Here is a 19,050-nt window from a genome sequence, read left to right on the forward strand (position 1 = left end):
TCGTTCCTGTGGACCCTTCTGCCGTCAACCCCGGCCGCTGGCGCATCCTGGCCGTCCTGTGTCTGAGCCTGATCGTCACCGGCATGGACAACCTGATCCTCAACCTCGCCCTGCCCCGGGTCCAGCACGATCTCGCGGCCACCGGCGGCGAACTCCAGTGGATCATCGATGCCTACACCCTGGCCTTCGGCGGGCTGCTGCTGCTCGCCGGCGGGCTCGGCGACCGGTTCGGCCGCAAGCGGATGCTGCTCACCGGCCTGGTGCTGATCCTCGGCTTCAGCCTGGCGGCCGCCTACGCCACCAGCCCGGCCATGCTGATCACGATGCGGGCCGGCATGGGGGTGGGCGGGGCGTTCGTCATGCCCGCCACCCTCTCCATCATCAAGCACGTCTTCCCGGCCGGGGAACAGGCCAAGGCGATCAGCGTCTGGGCCGGTTCGGGCGCCATCGGGGTACCGCTGGGCCCCGTGCTCGGCGGGCTGCTCCTGGAGCACTTCTGGTGGGGATCGGTCTTCCTGATCAGCGTGCCCGTCGTACTGGTCGCCATCGTCGCCGCAGCGGTGATGGTCCCCGAGTCCCGCAACCCGAAGCGCACCCCGCTCGACCTCTTCGGCGTCCTGCTGTCGGTGGCCGGACTCGGAGTGCTCGTCTACGGCATCATCGAAGGCCCCCGGTTCGGCTGGACCGATGCGCGGACGCTGTCCGCACTGTCGGCCGGGACCCTGTTCGTCGCCGCGTTCGTCTGGTGGGAGCGGCGCACCGCGCACCCGATGCTCTCCGCGGCGCTGTTCCGCTCGCCTCAGTTCGCCGGGAGCGCCGTGGCGATGTTCTGCGTGAACTTCTGCCTCTTCGGACTGCTCTTCGTGGTCACGCAGTACCTCCAGTTCGTCCGCGGCCACGGGCCGCTGGAGGCGGGTGTCCGGCTGCTGCCCGTACTGACCGCGATCATCGGCGCCGGACTCGGCGGCAAGCTGGCCGAACGGCTCGGCGTCAGGCCGGTGGCAGTCACCGGCCTGGTCGCGCTCATCGGCAGCATGCTGCTGATGGCGCGGGCCGATGCCGGCTCGGAGCAGGTCGCACTCTGGGCGCTCGCGCTGTTCGGCTTCACGATGGGCCTGGTGCTGCCCCCGTGTGCCAACGCCATTCTGGCCGCTGCACCGGAGGAGCAGGGGGGCGCCGCGTCCGCGGTGACCGACGCCACGCTCCAGGTCGGCGGATCCCTCGGCATCGCGGTGGTCGGCAGCGTCCTGACGACGGCCTACCGCGAAGGACTGCCGGAGCTGGGCGGGCTTCCGGCTCCCTCGGCTGCCGCGGTCCACGACTCGCTCGGCGGGGCCGCCGAGGTGGCCTCGCGCATCGGCGGCGAAGCGGGCGGCGGCCTCCTCTCCATCGCCTCGGACGCCTACGTCGGCGCGCTGTCCGACGCGATGACCGCGGCCGCCGCCGTAGCCGTGGCCGGTGTGCTCGCCACCCTGCTGCTCCTCCCGGCGGGGCGCCCCCGGCCGGCCGCAGCCGCCGGGCCCGCAGAGGAGGCCCCGGCCGCCCCCGCCTTCTCCCCCGAACTGCTCGACCGTGAAAGGAATCCCGTCGCATGAGTCGCACGAAAGGACACAAGGAAGTGAAGGACGGCAAGCACGTGAAGAAGAAGAGCAGACTGCTCCGGCTCCTCGCGGTGGGTGTGGTGGGTCTGCTGCTCGCCGTCTTCACCTGGGGCAACGCCAACGCGGCGCAGGACACCGCGAGCCGGCGCAACCAGCGCACCGACACCGTCGGCGAGCAGAGCAAGCAGGTGGTGCTCGGCTTCTACACCGAGGTGCTCAGGAAGCGGCAGCTGGAGCGGGCCGGCGACTACATGCGCGAGGACTACATCCAGCACAGCCCGGGTCTCAAGCAGGGGCTCAGCGGCTACTTGGAGGACTACAAGCTCTTCCACAGCATCTTCCCTGACCTGACCGCCACCATCCACACCGTGGTCCCGCAGGGCGACAAGGTGATGCTGCTCGCCACGTTCACCGGGCACCACGTGCAGACCGGCAAGGAACTGGTCTTCGAGACCGCCGAGCTGTACCGGGTGCAGGACGGCAAGATCGCCGAGCACTGGGACGCGGTGGACTACTCCGCCATGCAGGCCTTCGGCGTCGACCTGCCCGGCGGCGACCAGCCCGCCACCCCCGTCAGCTGGGAGGGCACCCCGCAGCAGCGCCTGAACACGGTCGCGCTGCTGTGGACCGTCAACACCTTCTACCGCAACCCCCAGGTCCCCTTCCCCGGCGCCATCGCCCCGGACCTCATCGAGCACCAGCGCGGTGTCGCCCCCGGGCTGAAGGGGCTCCAGGACAACCTGCGCAGCTACCGCGAGCGCTTCCCCGACCTGAGCTTCGAGATCAAGCACACCGTCGCCGACAACAAGCAGGCCGTCGTCTTCTGGGTCTGGCACGGCCACGAGAAGGGCACCGGCAAGGAGCTCCGGCTCAACCGGGCGGACGTCTTCCGGGTGCAGGACGGCCGGTTCGTCGAGCACTGGAGCCGGCTCGACTACCGGGCGGTCAACCCCTTCGGCCTGAAGTGACCTCCGTCCGCCGGGTGCGCCGACCGCGCACCCGGCGGACGGCGACCGAAACCACACGGGCGGGTGCCGGTCCGGGACAGCACGGTCCCGGACCGGCACCCGCGCCCGGTTCCGCGCGCGTCCACAGCGCACGCGGCGAATCCGACACGAACAACTTCCGTGAGAATCCGTGAGAACGAGGGGGAATCCGGCATGGCACGACGGTCCGTGATCATTGTGGGCAGTGGAGTGGGCGGGCTGGCCCTGGCCGGCATGCTGACCCGGCAGGGCATGGACGTCACCGTCCTGGAGCGCTCCGAAGCGCGCCGGGACGGTCTGGCGATCACCATCTGGCCCAACGCACTACGTGCGGTACGCAGTTCGGGCGGCCGGGACATGTACGAGGCACTGCTGAAGATCTGCCAGCCCATCGGCTCCGCGCGGATGTTCAACGGCGCCGGAAAGCAGCTGGCCTCCATCGACCTCGGCTTCCTGCAGGAGCAGTACGGCGTCACCGGCCAGGGGGTCACCCGCGCGGAGCTCCTGGACACCCTGATCGAACAGGCGGGCACCACCGTCCGGTTCGGCGCGGAGGTGGTCCGGACCCGCACCGACGGGACCGTCGTCCTCGCGGACGGCGAGGAGCTGCGCGCCGACTTCGTCGTCGGCGCCGACGGCGTGGGCTCCACCGTCCGCGCCGGACTGCTGCCGCCGGGGCACGACAAGCGCCGGGAGAACCCGCTGGAGAGCTGGCAGGGCGTCGTCGACCGGGGCAGCATGTGGACGTACGAGGGAACCGACTTCCACTTCGGGGCCAAGGGGACCTGCGGCATCATGCCGCTGACCCGCGACCGGGTGTACTGGTTCGTCGACGGCTCGATCAACGAGCCGCCCACCGGCGAGGGCTGGCCCGACGTGGTGCGCGAGCTCGTCGCCCGCACCCCGGCCGACCAGCTCTTCCCCGGCCAGGCATGGGATCGGCGGCCGGTACGGAACTGGGGCCGCGGCCGGGTGACCCTGCTCGGCGACGCGGCGCACCCGATCCTCCCCACCATCGGCCAGGGCGCCTGCATGGCACTGGAGGACGCGGCGGTGCTCGCCGCACGGCTGTCCCGTACCGACGACGTGACCGCGGCCCTGCGCGCCTACGAGGACGACCGCTATCCCCGGGTGCTCAAGCACTTCGAGCGGGCCAGGGGGATGCTGCGGATGCGCTCGCTGCCCTCGCCGGTCCGCGACCGGATGATGGGCTCCATGCCCCGGCCGATGCTGACCAAACTGTTCACCCGGTCGACGCTGCCGCTCCCCGAGTTCTGGTGAGCCCGCCCGCGCCGGTCCGTGCCGACGGATGACGCCTTCCCTGCCGTCCGCCCTGTATCCACGGCGGGGGTGCGCAGATCTTCCCAGTGAAGAGAGCACCTCACGCCTCCTGGAGGGCCGATGGCAAGCACAGCACCACCCCTGGCGGACACCGACTACGACGTGATCGTGGTCGGCAGCGGCCTCGGCGGCCTCTCGGCCGCGGCGTACCTGGCCAAGTTCGGACGCCGGGTACTCGTCGCGGAGCGCGCCGCGGGAATCGGCGGCTACGCGCACGCCTTCCGGGCCGGGGAGCGCTACTACGACCCGGCCATCCACGTGGTGCCGGGCGCGGCCGAGGGCGGCACCATCGACGTGCTCCTGCGCTACCTCGGTGTCCGTGAGATGTGCGACTTCGTCGAGTCCGACGCGCTGTACCGGGTGGTCATCGACGACGACGTACTGGACGCGCCCTTCGGCTCGGAGGAGTTCATCGCCGCGCACGTCAAGCTCTTCCCACACGAGGAGGAGGGGATCCGCGGCTTCTTCGGGCTCTGCGAGCGCTTCCTCGACGAGGCCCACCAGGTCCCGGTGCAGCTGTCGCCCAAGGAGCTCGGCGAAGCGGTCGAGCGCTTCCCCACCCTGTTCGGACACCGGATGCGCACGCTCGGGGAGGTGCTCGACGAGTACATCTCCGACCAGCGCTGCAAGGCGTTCTGCAGCGCGGGCTGGCCGTACATGGGGCTGCCGCCGTCGCAGCTGTCCTTCGAGCTGTTCGCCCGGTTCCTCTACACCCAGATGCACGGGCTCTACCACTGCAAGGGCGGCTTCCAGCATCTGGTGAAGGCCTTCACCACGGCCATCGAGCGCGACGGCGGCAAGGTCGTCACCAACTCGCCCGTGGAGCGGATCCTGATCCGCGACGGGCGCACCGAGGGCGTGGTCCTGGCCGGCGGGCAGGAGCTGCGGGCACCCCTCGTGATCTCCAACGCGGACGCCAAGCACACCTTCGAGGAACTGGTGGGCCTGGAGCACCTGCCGAAGGCGTACAACCGCCGGCTGCGCTCGCTCAAGGGGTCCATGTCGATGTTCGTGGTGTACGCGGCCACGACGCTGGACATCGCGGCGGCCGGCGGGGCGCACGAGACCTTCATCTACGAGTCCGACGACCACGACCGCAACTTCGCCGGCTTCTCCGAGGGCGAGGCGCCGGCCACGGTGGTCGTCGTCCCGACCCTCCTCGACCCCACCCTCGGCCCGCCCGGCGAGCACCTGGTCACCTCGACGGCCCTGGCCCCGTACGAGGGCCCCGAGTCGTGGGACGAGCTGAAGCCCAAGCTGGAGGAGAAGTACCTCAACCTGATCGAACGGCTCTATCCGGGATTCAAGGACGGGCTCACCTTCGTCTCCAGCGCGACCCCGCTCACCCTCGAGCGCTTCACCGGCAACCACCGGGGTGCGGCCTACGGCTGGGAGAACACCCCGGCGCAGGCCGGCAGCAAGCGGCTGACCTACCGCACCCCGATCGAGGGGCTCTACCTCTCCGGCCACTGGGCCCAGGCGGCCAGCGCCCTGCGCGTGATCGTCTCCGGCAGCCACACCGCCCAGGAGATCCTGCGCTCCGCCGGTGTGACCGATGTCGGCCCGGATCTCTGAGACTTCCGCCTCCCGGTCCGTACGCCCATCCCGATGTCACGACCCATACCGAAACCGAAAGGCCCCGCGATGTCGCGTCCTGCCCACATCGACACCCAGTCCGCCGCCAACTTCGACGGCTCCCTCGACAAGACGTACTACGAAATGGCCCGCCGCTACATCGAGGAGGTCTGGGACAAGAACGACGCTGCGACCGAGCGCGAGCTGCTCGCCGCCGACTGGAAGGACCACATGCCGCTGCCCGGCTGCCCGCAGGGCCCGGCCGGACACCGCGCGGCCGTTCAGCTGATGCACGACGCCTTCCCGGACCTGAGGTTCTTCCTGGACGACGTGGTGATCATGGGCGACAAGGTCATCGACCGGTGGACGGCCACCGGCACCTTCCACGGCGAGCTCTACGGGTTCCCCGGGACCGGCCGCCGGATGACGATGACCGGCCTGGACTTCCATGTCGTACGCGACGGCAAGTTCTCCGAGCTGTGGCACGAGGAGAGCACGGCCTCGATGGTCGAGCAGTGCGGCATGGCCCCGGAGCCGGGCAGTGGTCCCGGCGCCATCCTCAAGCTCACCTTCGGGAACATCCTCCATGTCGCCCGGCACAAGATCCGCAACCGCTGACGGTCCGACACCAGCAGAGCGAGGCAGCATGAGTCCCACCCTGAGCGGCCGTGTCCGCCAGGCCCCCGGCCCACAGGGATACCCCGTGGTCGGCTGCGGCCCCGACCTCGTCCGCGACCTGGTCGGCACCTTCACCCGGGCCTGGCGCGACTACGGCGACATCGTCCGCTTCCGGCTTCCGGGCAAGCGCAACCTGTTCCTGATCGTGCACCCCGACCACATCAAGCACGTACTCGACGACCGGCAGCCCAACTACCCCAAGGACCCGCTGTCGGTCGGCAAGTTCGAACCCTGGGTGGGACAGGGCCTGTTCACCAGCAACGGTGAATTCCATTTCCGCCAGCGCAGGCTCGCCCAGCCCGCATTCAAGGGCTCCAGGATCTCCGGGTTCGGGCCCGCGATGGTCGATGCCACCAGCGATCTCGTACGGGACTGGCAAGGACGGGCCACCCGCGAGGAGACCTTCGACATCACACCCGAGATGTTCCGGCTCGCGCTGACCATCGTCATGCAGACGCTGTTCAGCACCGATGTGAGCAGCCGGGCAGGAGAACTGGCCCGCGCGGTGCGCATCTGTAACGCGTACACCAACGTCCGGCTGCAGAGGTTCGTGGAGCTGCCGACCGCGCTGCCCAGCCGGGCCCGCACCCGGTTCCTCCAGGCGCGCACGACGCTCGACTCCTTCGTGTACGGGCTCATCGCCGAGCGGCGCAGGGACAGCTCGCCCCCGGACGACCTGCTGACCCGGTTCCTGAACGCGCAGGACGAGCAGACCGGCGAGCGGATGTCCGACAAGCAGCTGCGCGACGAGGTCGTCACCATGTTCCTCGGCGGCTACGAGACCACCGCGCTCTCACTGGTATGGGCCTTTTCGCTGCTCTCGCGGCACCCCGAGGCCGAGCGTAAGGCCCGGGCGGAGATCGCCGAGGTGTGCGGGGACCGCGAGCCGGAGGCGGCCGACCTGCCCAAGCTGCGCTATCTGCGCGCCTTCTACCAGGAGGTGCTGCGGCTCTACCCCTCGGTGTGGACGCTGTCGCGCAGCCCGCTGGAGGACGACGAGATCGGCGGCTACCACATTCCCGCCGGTTCCCAGGTGTTCATCAGCCCCTACCTGATGCACCGCCACCCGGACTTCTGGGAGAACCCGGAGGGGTTCAGCCCGGAGCGGTTCGAGAAGAGCGCGACCGGCGGTGCCCCGCTCTACGCCTACGTGCCGTTCTCGCGCGGCCCGCGGCTGTGCCCCGGGTCCTCGGTCGCGGTCCTGGAGGCCCCCCTCGTCATCGCTCGGATCCTGCAGGCGTACCGGCTGACCCTGGCCGGCGGGCACGTGTGCGAGCCGACGTCGAACGTCTTCCTGTATCCGCGCGGCGGAATGCCCATGCGGCTCCAGCACTTCACTCCGGCTGCCGAAGGAGGCCTCTGATGCCGGCCGCCCGGACAGCGCCGCAGGGGACGGCGGGCCGGCGGATCGCGGGCCGCCGGCCGCCGGGTCCGCGGGGACTGCCGCTGCTCGGCTCCGCCCTCGACTTCCGCCGGGATCCGCTGGGTACGTTCCTCGCTGCCTGGCGCGAGCACGGCGACCTGGTCCAGTTCCGCGGGCCGGTGCCGGTGGTGCTCGTCACCCACCCCGACCACCTCAAGCACATCCTCGCGGACCGCTTCGAGAACTATCCGCACCCCGACGACTTCAACCGCAAGGTCGGGGTGTCGGTCGGCCAGGGACTCGTCACCACGGAGGGGGAGGTGTGGCGCGCACAGCGGCGCACGGTCGCGCCCACCTTCCGCCGCGAGCCGCTCGAGCAGTTCGCCGGCGTCATGGTGGACAGCACCGCCGGGATGCTCGACCGGTGGGAGCGGCTCGCCCGCCACGAGGAGGTGATCGATGCCAGGACCGAGATGCAGAGCCTCACCCTGGAGATCCTCGCCCGCTGCCTGTTCCGGGCCGACTGGTCGAACGACGCCCTGTCGCTCGGCCGGGCGGTCGCGGTGCAGCTGGAGCACATCAACAGCAAGCTCATCGCCGTGGCCGACATCCCGGAACGGGTCCCGACGCCGCGCAACCGCCGCTTCCGCGCGGCCCGTGCGCTCCTCGACGACACGGTGTACCGGCTGATCGCCGAGCGGCGCCGGCTGCCGGCCGAGGAGGAGGCGCAGGACCTGCTGTCCATGCTGATGCGCACCCCCGACCCGGAGACCGGGCAGCTGATGACGGACGAGCAGCTGCGCGACCAGGTGATGACGCTGTTCATCGCCGGGCACGAGACGGTGGCCGCCACCCTGTCGTGGATCTGCCATCTGCTCTCCACCCGGCCCGCGGAGACCGAGCGGGCGCGGGAGGAGGTGCTCTCCGTACTGGGCGACCGGCCGCCCACCATGGAGGACCTGCCCCAGCTGAAGTACCTCAAGCTGTTCATCCAGGAGGCGCTGCGGCTCTACCCCCCGCTGTGGCAGGTGGCGCGGATGCCGCGCGAGGACGACACGCTGGGCGGCTATCACATCCCGGCGGGTTCGTTCCTGCTGCTCAGCACGTACATCACGCACCGCAATCCGGAGTTCTGGGACAACCCCGAGGGCTTCGACCCGCTGCGGTTCACCCGCGAGCGCTCGGCCGGGCGGCCCCGGTACGCCTATGTGCCCTACGTCGGCGGGCCGCGCAACTGCGTCGGACTGGCCTTCGCCAACATGGAATTGACCATCGTGGTGGCATCGATCCTGCAGCGCTTCCACCTGGACATGGTGCCGGGTCACCCGGTGGTGATGCAGCCCGACATCTCCCTACGGGCCAAGCACGGCATCCGGATGACGCTGCGCCGGGTGACGGACCGCGGCCCCGCGGCGGGCACGGCTGCCGCCGCGGGGCCGGCCGCTCGGAGGGAACCGGCACCGGAGCCCGTACCGGCCGGCGATGCGGAACCGGCCGCAGGCTGCCCCTACGGGCACGGACAGGAGCCGGCCGGGGCTGCGGCCCCCTGAGGGCCGGCCGCAGCCGCACGAAGGCCGGGGTGGCCGCGCACGAGGCGCGGCCACCCCGGCCTTCCGGGTTCAGCTCCCCGGTGCCGGAGCGAGTCGGACGTAGACCTCGTCGCCCTCCACCCGCGCCCGGTAGGCGGGTACGGGGTCGGTGGCCGGCAGGTCGAGGGCCTCGCCGGTGCGCAGGCAGAAACGGCTGAAGTGCCACGGGCACTCGATGGTGCCGTCCTCCATCACCTCGCCGTCCGACAGCGGGGCACCCTCGTGGGAGCACAGGGCGCTGATGGCGTGTACGGTCTCCCCGATCCGGGTCAGCAGAACGGGAGTTCCGTCCAGATCTACGGGGAGGGTGCCACCTGGCGGAATCTGGTCCGCGCGGGCCGCGCGGATTTCGTTCTGGGCTTCCACTGTCATTCCTCTCGACACACCGTGCGTTGCGGGCTGGTACTTCAACAGAGCCCTCGCGCAAGGGATTTGATACGCCTCCGCCGGGAGGGCCGAGCGCTCCAGCCGGATACGAGCGTGTGACGAGAACGGGACAATCAGCCGTTGACACTGGACCTGGGCCGCACCGTATAGTTAACACCCGTAGCGCCCGTGACAGTTGATATTTGGGTGCTGCCATTCATTCCGGTGGGGTCCGCGAAGAGGTGACATCTGAAAGAGTCGTCGAAGCGGAGAGGTCGAATGAAGTATCGGGGGATGCGTGAAGAATGTTGCTCTGCCCAAGCTCGTGGACGATTGTCTGGCCGGCTCACAGGAGAGCTGGAATGAAATAGTTGACCGCTATTCGCCACTGATATGGGCCATAGCCCGTAGCCACCGGCTCGGGACCGTGGACTGCGAGGACGTCAGTCAGGTCACCTGGATGCGGGTGATCCAGCATCTGGAAAAGCTCCGGGAGCCGGAGAAGCTGGCAGGATGGATCTCTGTGGCGGCCCGCCGGGAGAGTCTCAAGCACATCCAGAAGACGGGGCGCAGTACGCCGATCGAGGACCCCGAGGTGTTCGACCGGCCGCAGCCCTCGGAGAATCAGCCGGAAGAGCGCGCGCTCACGCAGGAACGCCATGACCAGGTGTTGCTCGCGTACTGCTCGCTCTCCCCGAAGTGCCAGGCGCTGCTCGGCCTGCTGGTGGCCGAACCGCCGATGTCGTACGACGGAGTCAGTGCCGCACTGGGGATGGCGCGCGGTTCCATCGGTCCGATCCGCGCCCGCTGCCTGAGGCACCTGGAGCGCGCGCTGGAGCGCGAGGCCGACCGTACCGGGCAGGCCGTGGTCCTGTTCGACACCATCAAGAAGATGGGGCTGCGGGCCTACGCACTGGAGAGCAGTTCCGAACTCCGCTCATCGGCCTTGTGATTTGGTCTTCGCGCACTCCGCGGCGTGGACCAGATCGTCGTCGGAGTTCATGTCCAAATCTTTCATCTCCCGTTCATGGGCAATGAACGGGAAAAGCGCTTTGGCGTTCTCCAATGCATTGTGCGAAGGTTGGCCGATGGCTTCGGCAAGTTCGCCGAGTGTCTCGCCATTGTCCTCGTCCATCGCCACACCTCCACTACTTAGTTCTTGGGTGAACTAATGCGAGGGTAGGTGAAAGTGCCGCGAACGGCAATACCGGCAGGTATGGCTGTTCGCGGCACTTGGACATCGCCCCTCGGCCCGTCTCTCACACGGGCAGCGGGCTTCGCTCGCGCAGGGCGCCGGCCATCCGGTCGATGCGCCGGGCCTCGCCGGCCGGATAACAGACGGCTTCGGGAAGCGTGTTGCGGCAGAAGCCGCTCAACACCCGTCCGGGGCCGGCCTCTACGAAGGTGCCTGCACCGGCCTCCGCCATCGCGCGCAGCGTCGAGGACCAGCGCACCGCTCCCGCGAGCTGCCGGCGCAGGTTCTCCCTTGCCTCGGCACCGGAACGGACGGCAGCCGCCGTCACATTGGCCAGTACCGGTATCCGCGGGTCGTGGAAGGTGACGGCATCCAGCTCGGCGGCGAACTCCTCCTCCACATCGCGCATGAGGCTGCAGTGGAAGGGCGCGCCGACCTTCAGGAGTACGGCGCGTTCGGCACCGGCAGCCTTGGCCGCGGCGGCCACCTCACGCACCGCGTCCCGCTCACCGGAGACCACCTGCTGCGACGGGTCGTTGTAGTTGGCGACCTCCACGACGGCGCCGGTGCGCTCGCGGGTCTGCGCGCACAGGGCCTCTGCCTGCTGCGCGCCCAGCCCGATCAGCGCGGCCATGGCACCCGGTGTGCGCTCGTTGACGCCGGCCATCAGGGCGCCGCGCCGGGCCACCAGGCGCAGGGCGTCCTGCCACTCCAGGACTCCGGCGCAGACCAGCGCCGGGTACTCGCCCAGGCTGTGCCCGGCCGCCATGGCCGGGTCGAAGCCGCGGGCGCGCAGGACGTCGAGGATGGCGATGCTGGTGAGGAAGACCGCGGGCTGGGTGATCCCGGTGGGCAGCAGATCCTCGGCGGAGCCCTCGAAGCAGAGGTCCGACAGGCCGAAGCCGAGGAGCTCGTCGGCCGGCCGGTAGTACCGTTCCAGCAGCTCGGGATGGCGTTCGGTCAGGTCACGTCCCATGCCCGGGCGCTGGGAGCCCTGGCCGGGGAAGAGAAAGGCGATGTCGCTCATGGTCACTTCCATGGGTGGGTGAGGGACACAACGGCGGGCCCCGGCATCCGCCGGGGCCGGGGCCGGTGCGGACTGCACCGGCCCCGGCGGCGGTCTGCGGCGAAGGGGGTCACCGCAGACGCTGGAACTGGCCTTGGTGGTAGGCGAGTGGATCGGTCTCCTCGGCGATGCCGATGTCGCCGACCTCGCCGATGACGACGACGTGGTCCCCTGCGGGGATCACCTGGTCCACCCGGCAGTCGAGATGGGTGAGGGCCCCGGTGAGGACCGGGCCACCCGTGCTGCCGCTCCGGTGCGGCACACCCGTGAAGCCCTCGGCGCCGCGCGGCCGGCCGGACGTGGCGAACCAGCCGGCCAGTTCGGATTGGTTGCTCCCCAGCACGTTCACCGTGAAGGTGCCGCTCCGGGCGATCACTTCGGCCCCGTACGACTCCCGACTGAGGCACACCAGGAGCATCGGCGGGGTGAGCGAGACCGAGGCCAGTGAGCTGACGGTGGTTCCGTGCGGCCCGTCGGGCCCGCACGCGGTGACCACGGCGACGCCGGTGAGGAACCTCCCCATGGCCTGCCGGAACCGCCGGGCGGCAGCTTGGGCGGGGTCTTCCGCCTCGGCCAGGGCCGAGGCGGAAGCAAAGGTCCGCTGCGGGGACGTCATGAGCGTCCCCTCCTCAGCGGGCCGGGGTCGGCGCGGTCCAGTCGACCACGGCACCCGCGTAGATCCACTTGGTGGACTCGACACCCACCAGCATCACCCGGTCACCGGGATTGATCCGGCCGTTGCGCCAGGCGTCGTCGAGGAAGAGCGGTACGGCCGCGCAGCCGACGGCGCCCATCGTGGAGAGGCTGTCGAAGATCTTCCCGTCGAGTGCCTTCCAGTCGGCGGTGTCGAGCCCCAGCTCCTGGAGCGAGTCGAGCATCCAGCCGACGTTGCCCTCCGGCACGAGGCACAGGTCGACGGTGTCGACATCCACCCGGCTCCGGCGCAGCGTATTGCTGATCGCCTCGGTGACCATCACCGGCGTGAAGTCGCCGGCGCCGACGACATCGACCTTGAGGTCGACCAGCCGCTTCGCCTTCAGCTGCTGGTGGATCGGGGCGTGGGTGCCGCCGCCCACCGAGTGGATACCGGGCTTGCGGTCACCGCCGATCGCCTCCATGGCGGCCCCGAGCAGCCCGCCGGACTCGGCGCCCTCCTCGGCGCGCAGGACGATCGCCCCGGCGCCGTCGCCGAACATGTAGACCGGCATCCGGTCCCGCATGCGGATCTTGTGCGGATCCCGGCCGAGGAACACCGGCGCGAGCACCGGGGAGATGGCCTCGCTGCCGATCACCAGAGCCGTCCGGTAGACGCCCGCCTCCAGGTACATCCGGGCGATGTCCAGCCCCTGGACGACGCCCGCGCCGCCGGACCGGATCTCCAGCGTGGCGCAGCGCACCAGGCCCAGCCGCTCCTGGACCATGTTGACCAGCGGCGGCAGCGGATAGTCGGGGGTCCCGGTGGCGAGAACGATCAGGTCGATGTCGCCCGCTTCGAGTCCGGCGGAGTCCAGCGCCCGCACGGCGGCCTTGTAGGCCATGTCCGAGTTGTTCTCGCGGTGCTCGCCGGTGTCGGGGTCGATGATCCAGAACCGCCGCTCGATCGACAGACCCTCCAGGATCTCGTCGGGCAGCGGGCCGACCCGGCGTGCGATCTCTTCGGTGGAGATGGGGTCACCGGGCTGGTAGCCCCCGGTGCCGATGATGTGTATCGCGGTCATGGTCTTCTTTTCTCTCAGGCGGCGGACGCCGCGGCGAGCAGCTCGGAGCGGTGCACGACCAGTCCGACCAGGTTCTCCACCGTGAACAGGCCCATGACCTGGGTGGCCTGCAGCTGCCCGGTGAGCGCCTCGACGTCGATCTGCGGCATGACCTTCTTGAGCTGGGCGAGACCCGCGGCCGAGACGATCTCGTTCTCGTCGCCGAACTCCTCGTCCGGGATGCCGCCCTGGACGTACGCGGCGAGCTCGGCAGCCTGGATCTTGATGCCGAGCGAGCGCTCCAGGCGGAAGAGGATGTCGAGCAGGTCGATCGACTCGGCACCCAGGTCGTCGAGGAGCGTGGCCTCGGGGGTGACCTCCTCCGGCTCCACGCCGAGTGCGTCGACGACGGCGTCGTTCACGGCCTCGATGACGGTGTTGCGGTCCATGGGACTCCTCCATAGGTGACAGGACGTGCTGACAGGGCATGACGTGATCGGTGCAGGCGCGGAACCGTTGTGCGCCGCGCGGCGGCGGTGCGCCGTCATCAGTAGGATCCGCAGGCCTGCGCCGTGGATACACCGGCGTCGGATCGCGGATGTACCTGGCTCAGCCGGCCGGGGTGCGGGGTGCGGCGGCCCAGGACACGGCCGGGACCGCGGGCCCCGAACGGAGCACCGGCCAGGGGTTGCCGGGCGCGGGAACCCTCGCCGGGGCGCTCTGCGGCGCCCCGGCGAGGCGCAGTACGACCAGGAGCGCGCACAGCTCCTCGGGGGTGGGGGAGCCCCGCACCACCCGGAACTCGCAACGGGCACTCACTGCGGCGGGTTCCCGTGCTTGCGCTGCACCAGCGGTACGTACTTGGCGCGCAGCAGCTCCAATGAGCGGATGAGCACGGAGCGGGTGTCCCTGGGGTCGATGACGTCGTCGACGAGGCCGCGCTCCGCGGCGTAGTACGGGTGCATCAGCGTCCGCCGGTACTCGTCGATGACCTCCGTCCGCTCCGCCTCCGGGTCCTCTGCGGCGGCGATCCGCTTGCGGAAGACCACATTGGCCGCGCCCTCCGCGCCCATCACCGCGATCTCGTTGGTGGGCCAGGCGAAGGAGAGGTCGGTGCCGATGGAGCGGGAGTCCATCACGATGTACGCGCCGCCGTAGGCCTTGCGCACGATGACCTGGATGCGCGGCACGGTGGCGTTGCAGTACGCGTAGAGCAGCTTCGCACCGTGCCGGATGATCCCGCCGCGTTCCTGGTCGGCCCCCGGCAGGAAGCCGGGCACGTCGACCAGGGTCACCAGCGGGATGTTGAAGGCGTCGCAGGTCTGGACGAACCGGGACCCCTTCTCGGAAGAGGCGATGTCGAGCACGCCCGCCATCTGCAGCGGCTGATTGGCGAGGATGCCCACCGTCTGCCCGTCGAGCCGGGCCAGGGCGCACACCAGGCTGCGGCCCCAGCCCTCGTGCACCTCGAAGAACTCGCCGTCGTCGACGATCTCCTCGATCACCTTCCGCATGTCGTACGCGGCCTGCGGATCGGCGGGCACGATGTCGAACAGGCCGTCGCAGACCCGGTCCGCCGGGTCCCGGGTCGGCTCGGCCGGCGGCAGCTCGCGGTTGTTGGACGGCAGCAGGGACAGCAGATGGCGTACGTCCTCGAAGCACGCCTCCTCGTCGTCATGGGCGAACGCCGCGAGCCCGGAGACCTGGGCGTGCATGTCGGCGCCGCCCAGCTCGTCCTGGGTCAGCTTCTCGCCGGTCACCGCCTGGACCACATCGGGGCCGGTGAGGAACATCTGCGAGGTCCCGCGCACCATGAAGACGAAGTCGGTCAGCGCCGGCGAGTAGGCGGCGCCGCCGGCGCAGGGCCCGAGCACCACGCTGATCTGCGGGATCACCCCGGAGGCCCGCACATTGCGGCTGAAGATCCCGCCGTACCCGGCGAGCGCGGTCACCCCCTCCTGGATCCGGGCCCCGGCGCCGTCGCAGAGCGCGATCAGCGGCACGCCACTGCTCTCCGCGAGGTCCATCACCTTGTGGATCTTCTGGGCGTGCGCCTCGCCGAGCGCGCCGCCGAAGATGCGAAAGTCGTGTGCGTACACGAGGACCTGGCGGCCGTGCACCTTGCCCCAGCCGGTCACCACCCCGTCGCCGTGCGGGCGCCGTCGGTCCATCCCGAAGTCCGAGGCGCGGTGCCTGCGCAGCGGTTCGGTCTCGACGAACGAGCCCTTGTCGAGGAGGAGCTCGATGCGCTCTCGGACGCCCAGCTTGCCCTTGGCCCGCTGCCGTTCGGTGGCCGCCGGGTCGCCTGCGTACAACTCCTCCTTGAGTACCCGCAGTTCGTCGGCCCGCTGCTCCAGGGTCTCGCGCGGCAGCTCGCCGGCCGTCGTGGCGCGCACCGGCATGTCCGCCGTGGTGCTCATGGCCGCCCCAGACCCAGCGCGGTCATCGCGCCGCCGTCCACGTTGACCATCGAGCCCGTCATGTACGAGGACTCGGGGCCGCTGAGGAAGCGCACCACCTCGGCGATCTGCTCCACCTCGCCGAACCGGCGCATCGGGATCTGCTTCTTGATCGAGCGGCCGGTCACGCCCTCGGTCAGGCCCGCCACCAGGTCGGTGGGGGCGAATCCGGGCAGGACGGCGTTGATCCGGATGCCGAAGCGCGCCGACTCCATCGCGCTGCAGCGGGTGAAGGCGTTGACGGCTCCCTTGGAGGCGGCGTAGGTGGACTCGCCGGTCCAGCCGCGTTCGCCCATCACCGAGGAGACGTTGACGATGACCCCGCTGCCCTTGGCCATGAAGTGCGGCAGTACCGCCTTGGTGCAGTGGAAGACCCCGCCGAAGTTGACCCGCATGATGTCGAGCCAGTCGTCCATGGCCATGTTGAAGATGAGCCCGTCCTGAGCCACACCTGCGTTGTTGACCAGGATGTCCAGGCCGCCGAACTCCTCGATCGTCTGCCGTACGAGCTCCTCGGCATGTGCGGGGTCCGCGACATCGCCCTGGATGGCGAGGGCGCGGCCGCCGGCCGTCCGGATCTCCTCCGCCAGTTCCTTGGCCGGGCCCTCGGAGCCGCGGTAGTTGATCGCGACGGCGGCACCGTCGGCGGCGAGCCGGCGGCACACGGCAGCGCCGATGCCCCGGGAACCGCCCGTGACCAGGGCGATCTGTCCTTGCAGTGTCATCGGGTCTCTCCTGTGCTGGTGACCCCCGTGCCGGGGGCGTGGTCGAAGGGCAGGCCGCAGCGCACGGCCAGTGCCACATGGCTGCCGCCGAGGGAGGAACTGTTCAGCAGGGCCGTCCCGGCCGTGCCCCGGCCGTGGTGCAGGGCCAGGGCGAGATTCAGCGCGGGTCCCGCGCCCATCGGTTCGCCCAGTACGGCCTTGGGCGCGTACAACGCGGGCACCGGGCCGGGGCGGAACAGCCGGTGCACGGCCTCCGTCTCGGCGGCGTCGGCCGACTGGAGCCCGGCCGCGGCGAGCCACACCGCGTCGACGTCCGCCGGACGCAGCCCGCCGTCGTCCAGGGCCGTGCGCATGGCGCGCTCCAGGCCGCGGCCGCGCGGGTCCCACAGCCGGGCCCGGCTCGCGTCCGAGGCCATGCCGTGACCGAGTACCTCGCCGAGGATCCGGGCGCCGCGGGCCAGCGCGGAGGAGCGCCTCTCCAGTACGACGGCGACACTGGCCTCGGCGAGCGTGAACCGCCCGTCGGCCGGCTCGCCGGGAGCTCTGGTCGATGCGGCCCCGACCGCGGCGTAGGCCCTGGCCACCTGCTCGGTGAGGGTGTCCGTGACCGTGCACACCAGGGTGTCGGCATGCCCGGCCGCCAGCAGATCGGCGCCGTAGGCGAGGACGGCCGAGCCGGTGGCGTGACCCACCGAAAGGGTGGAGGCAGGGCCGCGCAGCCCCAGGTGGATGGCGATCTGCCCGGCCGCCTGGTTGTAGACGGTGTTGGGGAACACCCCGGGGTCGGCGGCGGCCGGCCCCTCCGTGAGTAGCGGCACGGTGAAACGTTCCATCGCTTCCATGGGGCCGGTCCCGGTGCCGAAGACGACACCGACCCCCTCGACCCCGGCGCTGCCCGCCTCCAGGCCGGCGTCCACCAGGGCCTTCGCCGTGGAGGCCACGCTCAACTGGCCGAGCCGGTCCATCCGGCGCCGTTCGCGCTTGGTCAGATAGGGGTCGGGGTCGAAGTCGGCCCGGCCCAGCCGCAGCCCGTCCGCCCACACCAGGGGGCTCTCCCCGCGTTCGTACGAGGACCAGACCGCGTCCGGGCTCTCGCCGGCCGCACTGAACAGGCCGATCCCGGTGATCACTACCCGGTCGGTCTCCGGTCGTGGCGGGCGGTGCCCGTGCTCGGCACGGGTCAGTACCAGGGAGGCGTTGGCCCCGCCGAAGGCGAAGTTGTTGGACAGGGCCGCTCCGGTGGCCAGCGGACGAGCCGTGCCGGGGATGTAGTCCAGCGTGCAGTCCGCGGCGGGCACCGTGAAATTGGCCGTCGGCGGAGCCGTCTGCTCCGCCAGGGCGTGCGCGGTCACGATGGCCTCGGCCACGCCGGCCGCGCCGAGCAGGTGTCCGATCATCGACTTGGTGCTGGAGACCGGGGTGCGGGCGGCGTCTTCCGCACCGAGTGCCCGGATGATCGCCTGGGACTCGGCCGGGTCGTTCTTCGGCGTGCCCGTGCCGTGCCCGTTGACGTAGCCGATCTGGGCCGGGGTGACCCCGGAGTGCCGCAGGGCGGCCCCGATGGCCCGCGCGGCGCCCTTGCCTTCCGGGTGCGGGGCGGTGGCGTGGTACCCGTCGGCGGACAGACCGTATCCGGCGATGTCCGCGAGCCCGCTCAGGCCGTGCTCCCGTGCGAACTCGGAGCGGACCAGGACCAGCATGCCGCTGCCCTCGCCGAGCGAGAGGCCCTGCCGTTCCCCGCAGTACGGTGCGGCAGGCTCGGGCGACAGCGACTGCAGGGAGTTGAAGCCGGCGAAGACGACGTCCGAGAAGGCGTCGCTGCCGCCGGCGAGGACGGCATCGGCCCGGCCCGCGCGCAGCAGATCCGCGGCGAGTCCGATCGCGTTGGCCCCCGACGCGCAGGCCGTGTTGATCGAGAGGACCGGGCCGCGCAGCCGGAACGCCGCACCCACCGACTCCGCCAGCGCCTGCGGGGTGACCAGCAGCGCGAGTTCCGGGTCGGGTACTTCACCGTCCTCGACGGCCCGCAGCCACTCCCGGGCGGAGAGCAGACCGGCGTTGCAGGTGCCGAGCACCACACCGAACCGCTCGGGCGCGACCAGGCCCGGCGGCAGCGCCGCCATCGCCTCCTCGGCGGCCACCAGGGCGAGTTCGACCGCACGCTCCCGGAACCCGTCCGGCCTGCGGTAGGCCCGCCGTGGCCGCACCGGGTCGGTGACCTCGCCGCCGACCTTGGTGTCCAGCCCGTCCATCGGCAGGGCCTGCACCGACTGGATGCCGACCTCCCCCGCGCGGGCGCCCTGCCACAGGTGTCCGGCCGTCGGACCGAGCGCCGTGATTGCGCCGGTGCCGACCACGGTCACGCCCGGGGTCGTCGCAGTCCGTTCCGTACCCATCTCCGTGTTCATC

At 70.7% G+C, this 19,050-nt stretch carries 18 protein-coding genes; 8 read left to right on the forward strand and 10 right to left on the reverse strand.

Translation table 11 applies throughout. The annotated features are described in order from the left end of the window. Window positions 1-8: 8 nt before the first annotated feature. The 7 genes from ACGFQ9_RS10990 (at window position 9) to ACGFQ9_RS11020 (ending at window position 9,094) form a co-directional block, all read left to right on the forward strand. A complete protein-coding gene (locus ACGFQ9_RS10990) occupies window positions 9-1,595 on the forward strand; it encodes an MFS transporter (protein WP_393573407.1) in 1,587 nt (528 codons plus the stop codon). Next, on the forward strand, window positions 1,592-2,569 hold the full coding sequence (locus tag ACGFQ9_RS10995; RefSeq protein ID WP_393573409.1) for an ester cyclase: 978 nt from the start codon (window positions 1,592-1,594) through the stop codon (window positions 2,567-2,569). Before ACGFQ9_RS10990 ends, ACGFQ9_RS10995 begins: the two co-directional genes overlap by 4 nt. Window positions 2,570-2,761: 192 nt before the next feature. Then, the gene (locus tag ACGFQ9_RS11000) at window positions 2,762-3,868 is read left to right on the forward strand and encodes an FAD-dependent oxidoreductase (RefSeq protein WP_393573411.1); all 1,107 of its coding nucleotides are present in this window, start codon (window positions 2,762-2,764) and stop codon (window positions 3,866-3,868) included. A 120-nt stretch (window positions 3,869-3,988) separates the two neighbouring features. Next, a complete protein-coding gene (locus tag ACGFQ9_RS11005) occupies window positions 3,989-5,503 on the forward strand; it encodes a phytoene desaturase family protein (protein WP_393573413.1) in 1,515 nt (504 codons plus the stop codon). A 69-nt stretch (window positions 5,504-5,572) separates the two neighbouring features. Next, window positions 5,573-6,121, forward strand: coding sequence for an ester cyclase (locus ACGFQ9_RS11010; RefSeq protein ID WP_393573415.1), 549 nt, complete (start codon window positions 5,573-5,575; stop codon window positions 6,119-6,121). A gap of 28 nt (window positions 6,122-6,149) precedes the next feature. After that, the gene (locus ACGFQ9_RS11015; RefSeq protein WP_393573417.1) at window positions 6,150-7,544 is read left to right on the forward strand and encodes a cytochrome P450; all 1,395 of its coding nucleotides are present in this window, start codon (window positions 6,150-6,152) and stop codon (window positions 7,542-7,544) included. After that, window positions 7,544-9,094 (forward strand): cytochrome P450, encoded by a 1,551-nt coding sequence (locus ACGFQ9_RS11020; protein WP_393573419.1) that lies wholly within the window; start codon window positions 7,544-7,546, stop codon window positions 9,092-9,094. Before ACGFQ9_RS11015 ends, ACGFQ9_RS11020 begins: the two co-directional genes overlap by 1 nt. 69 nt (window positions 9,095-9,163) lie before the next feature. Here ACGFQ9_RS11020 and ACGFQ9_RS11025 read toward each other — a convergent pair whose 3' ends face one another. Continuing rightward, window positions 9,164-9,499 carry a Rieske (2Fe-2S) protein gene (locus ACGFQ9_RS11025; protein WP_393573421.1) on the reverse strand — a complete coding sequence of 112 codons (336 nt, stop codon included), beginning with the start codon at window positions 9,497-9,499 and terminating at the stop codon, window positions 9,164-9,166. A gap of 298 nt (window positions 9,500-9,797) precedes the next feature. Here ACGFQ9_RS11025 and ACGFQ9_RS11030 point away from each other — a divergent pair, with 298 nt between their 5' ends. Continuing rightward, window positions 9,798-10,451 carry an RNA polymerase sigma factor gene (locus tag ACGFQ9_RS11030; protein ID WP_393573423.1) on the forward strand — a complete coding sequence of 218 codons (654 nt, stop codon included), beginning with the start codon at window positions 9,798-9,800 and terminating at the stop codon, window positions 10,449-10,451. Here ACGFQ9_RS11030 and ACGFQ9_RS11035 read toward each other — a convergent pair. The 9 genes from ACGFQ9_RS11035 to ACGFQ9_RS11075 all read right to left on the reverse strand — a co-directional run bounded on the left by ACGFQ9_RS11035 (window position 10,437) and on the right by ACGFQ9_RS11075 (window position 19,049). After that, on the reverse strand, window positions 10,437-10,634 hold the full coding sequence (locus ACGFQ9_RS11035; RefSeq protein WP_393573425.1) for a hypothetical protein: 198 nt from the start codon (window positions 10,632-10,634) through the stop codon (window positions 10,437-10,439). The two genes, ACGFQ9_RS11030 and ACGFQ9_RS11035, sit on opposite strands and share 15 nt — an antisense overlap. A 124-nt stretch (window positions 10,635-10,758) precedes the next feature. Further along, a complete protein-coding gene (gene fabD, locus ACGFQ9_RS11040) occupies window positions 10,759-11,721 on the reverse strand; it encodes an ACP S-malonyltransferase (RefSeq protein ID WP_393573427.1) in 963 nt (320 codons plus the stop codon). A 109-nt stretch (window positions 11,722-11,830) separates the two neighbouring features. Further along, window positions 11,831-12,376: a flavin reductase family protein gene (locus tag ACGFQ9_RS11045; protein WP_393573429.1), complete on the reverse strand. Its 546-nt coding sequence runs from the start codon at window positions 12,374-12,376 to the stop codon at window positions 11,831-11,833. A 13-nt stretch (window positions 12,377-12,389) separates the two neighbouring features. After that, entirely contained in the window at window positions 12,390-13,478 is a 1,089-nt protein-coding gene (locus tag ACGFQ9_RS11050) for a 3-oxoacyl-ACP synthase III family protein (protein WP_393573431.1), read from the reverse strand. Between the two features lie 14 nt (window positions 13,479-13,492). After that, the gene (locus ACGFQ9_RS11055; protein ID WP_393573432.1) at window positions 13,493-13,906 is read right to left on the reverse strand and encodes an acyl carrier protein; all 414 of its coding nucleotides are present in this window, start codon (window positions 13,904-13,906) and stop codon (window positions 13,493-13,495) included. A gap of 160 nt (window positions 13,907-14,066) precedes the next feature. Further along, on the reverse strand, window positions 14,067-14,276 hold the full coding sequence (locus ACGFQ9_RS11060) for an acyl-CoA carboxylase subunit epsilon (protein WP_393573433.1): 210 nt from the start codon (window positions 14,274-14,276) through the stop codon (window positions 14,067-14,069). Then, the gene (locus ACGFQ9_RS11065) at window positions 14,273-15,877 is read right to left on the reverse strand and encodes an acyl-CoA carboxylase subunit beta (protein WP_393573434.1); all 1,605 of its coding nucleotides are present in this window, start codon (window positions 15,875-15,877) and stop codon (window positions 14,273-14,275) included. Before ACGFQ9_RS11065 ends, ACGFQ9_RS11060 begins: the two co-directional genes overlap by 4 nt. Beyond that, the gene (locus ACGFQ9_RS11070; protein WP_393573435.1) at window positions 15,874-16,641 is read right to left on the reverse strand and encodes a 3-oxoacyl-ACP reductase family protein; all 768 of its coding nucleotides are present in this window, start codon (window positions 16,639-16,641) and stop codon (window positions 15,874-15,876) included. The genes ACGFQ9_RS11065 and ACGFQ9_RS11070 overlap by 4 nt, the downstream gene beginning before the upstream one ends. After that, on the reverse strand, window positions 16,638-19,049 hold the full coding sequence (locus tag ACGFQ9_RS11075; protein ID WP_393573436.1) for a beta-ketoacyl synthase N-terminal-like domain-containing protein: 2,412 nt from the start codon (window positions 19,047-19,049) through the stop codon (window positions 16,638-16,640). The genes ACGFQ9_RS11070 and ACGFQ9_RS11075 overlap by 4 nt, the downstream gene beginning before the upstream one ends. Between the last annotated feature and the right edge of the window lies 1 nt (window position 19,050).

Source organism: Streptomyces sp. NPDC048603, from assembly GCF_043199475.1.
In the GTDB taxonomy this organism is placed as follows: Bacteria; Actinomycetota; Actinomycetes; order Streptomycetales; family Streptomycetaceae; genus Streptomyces.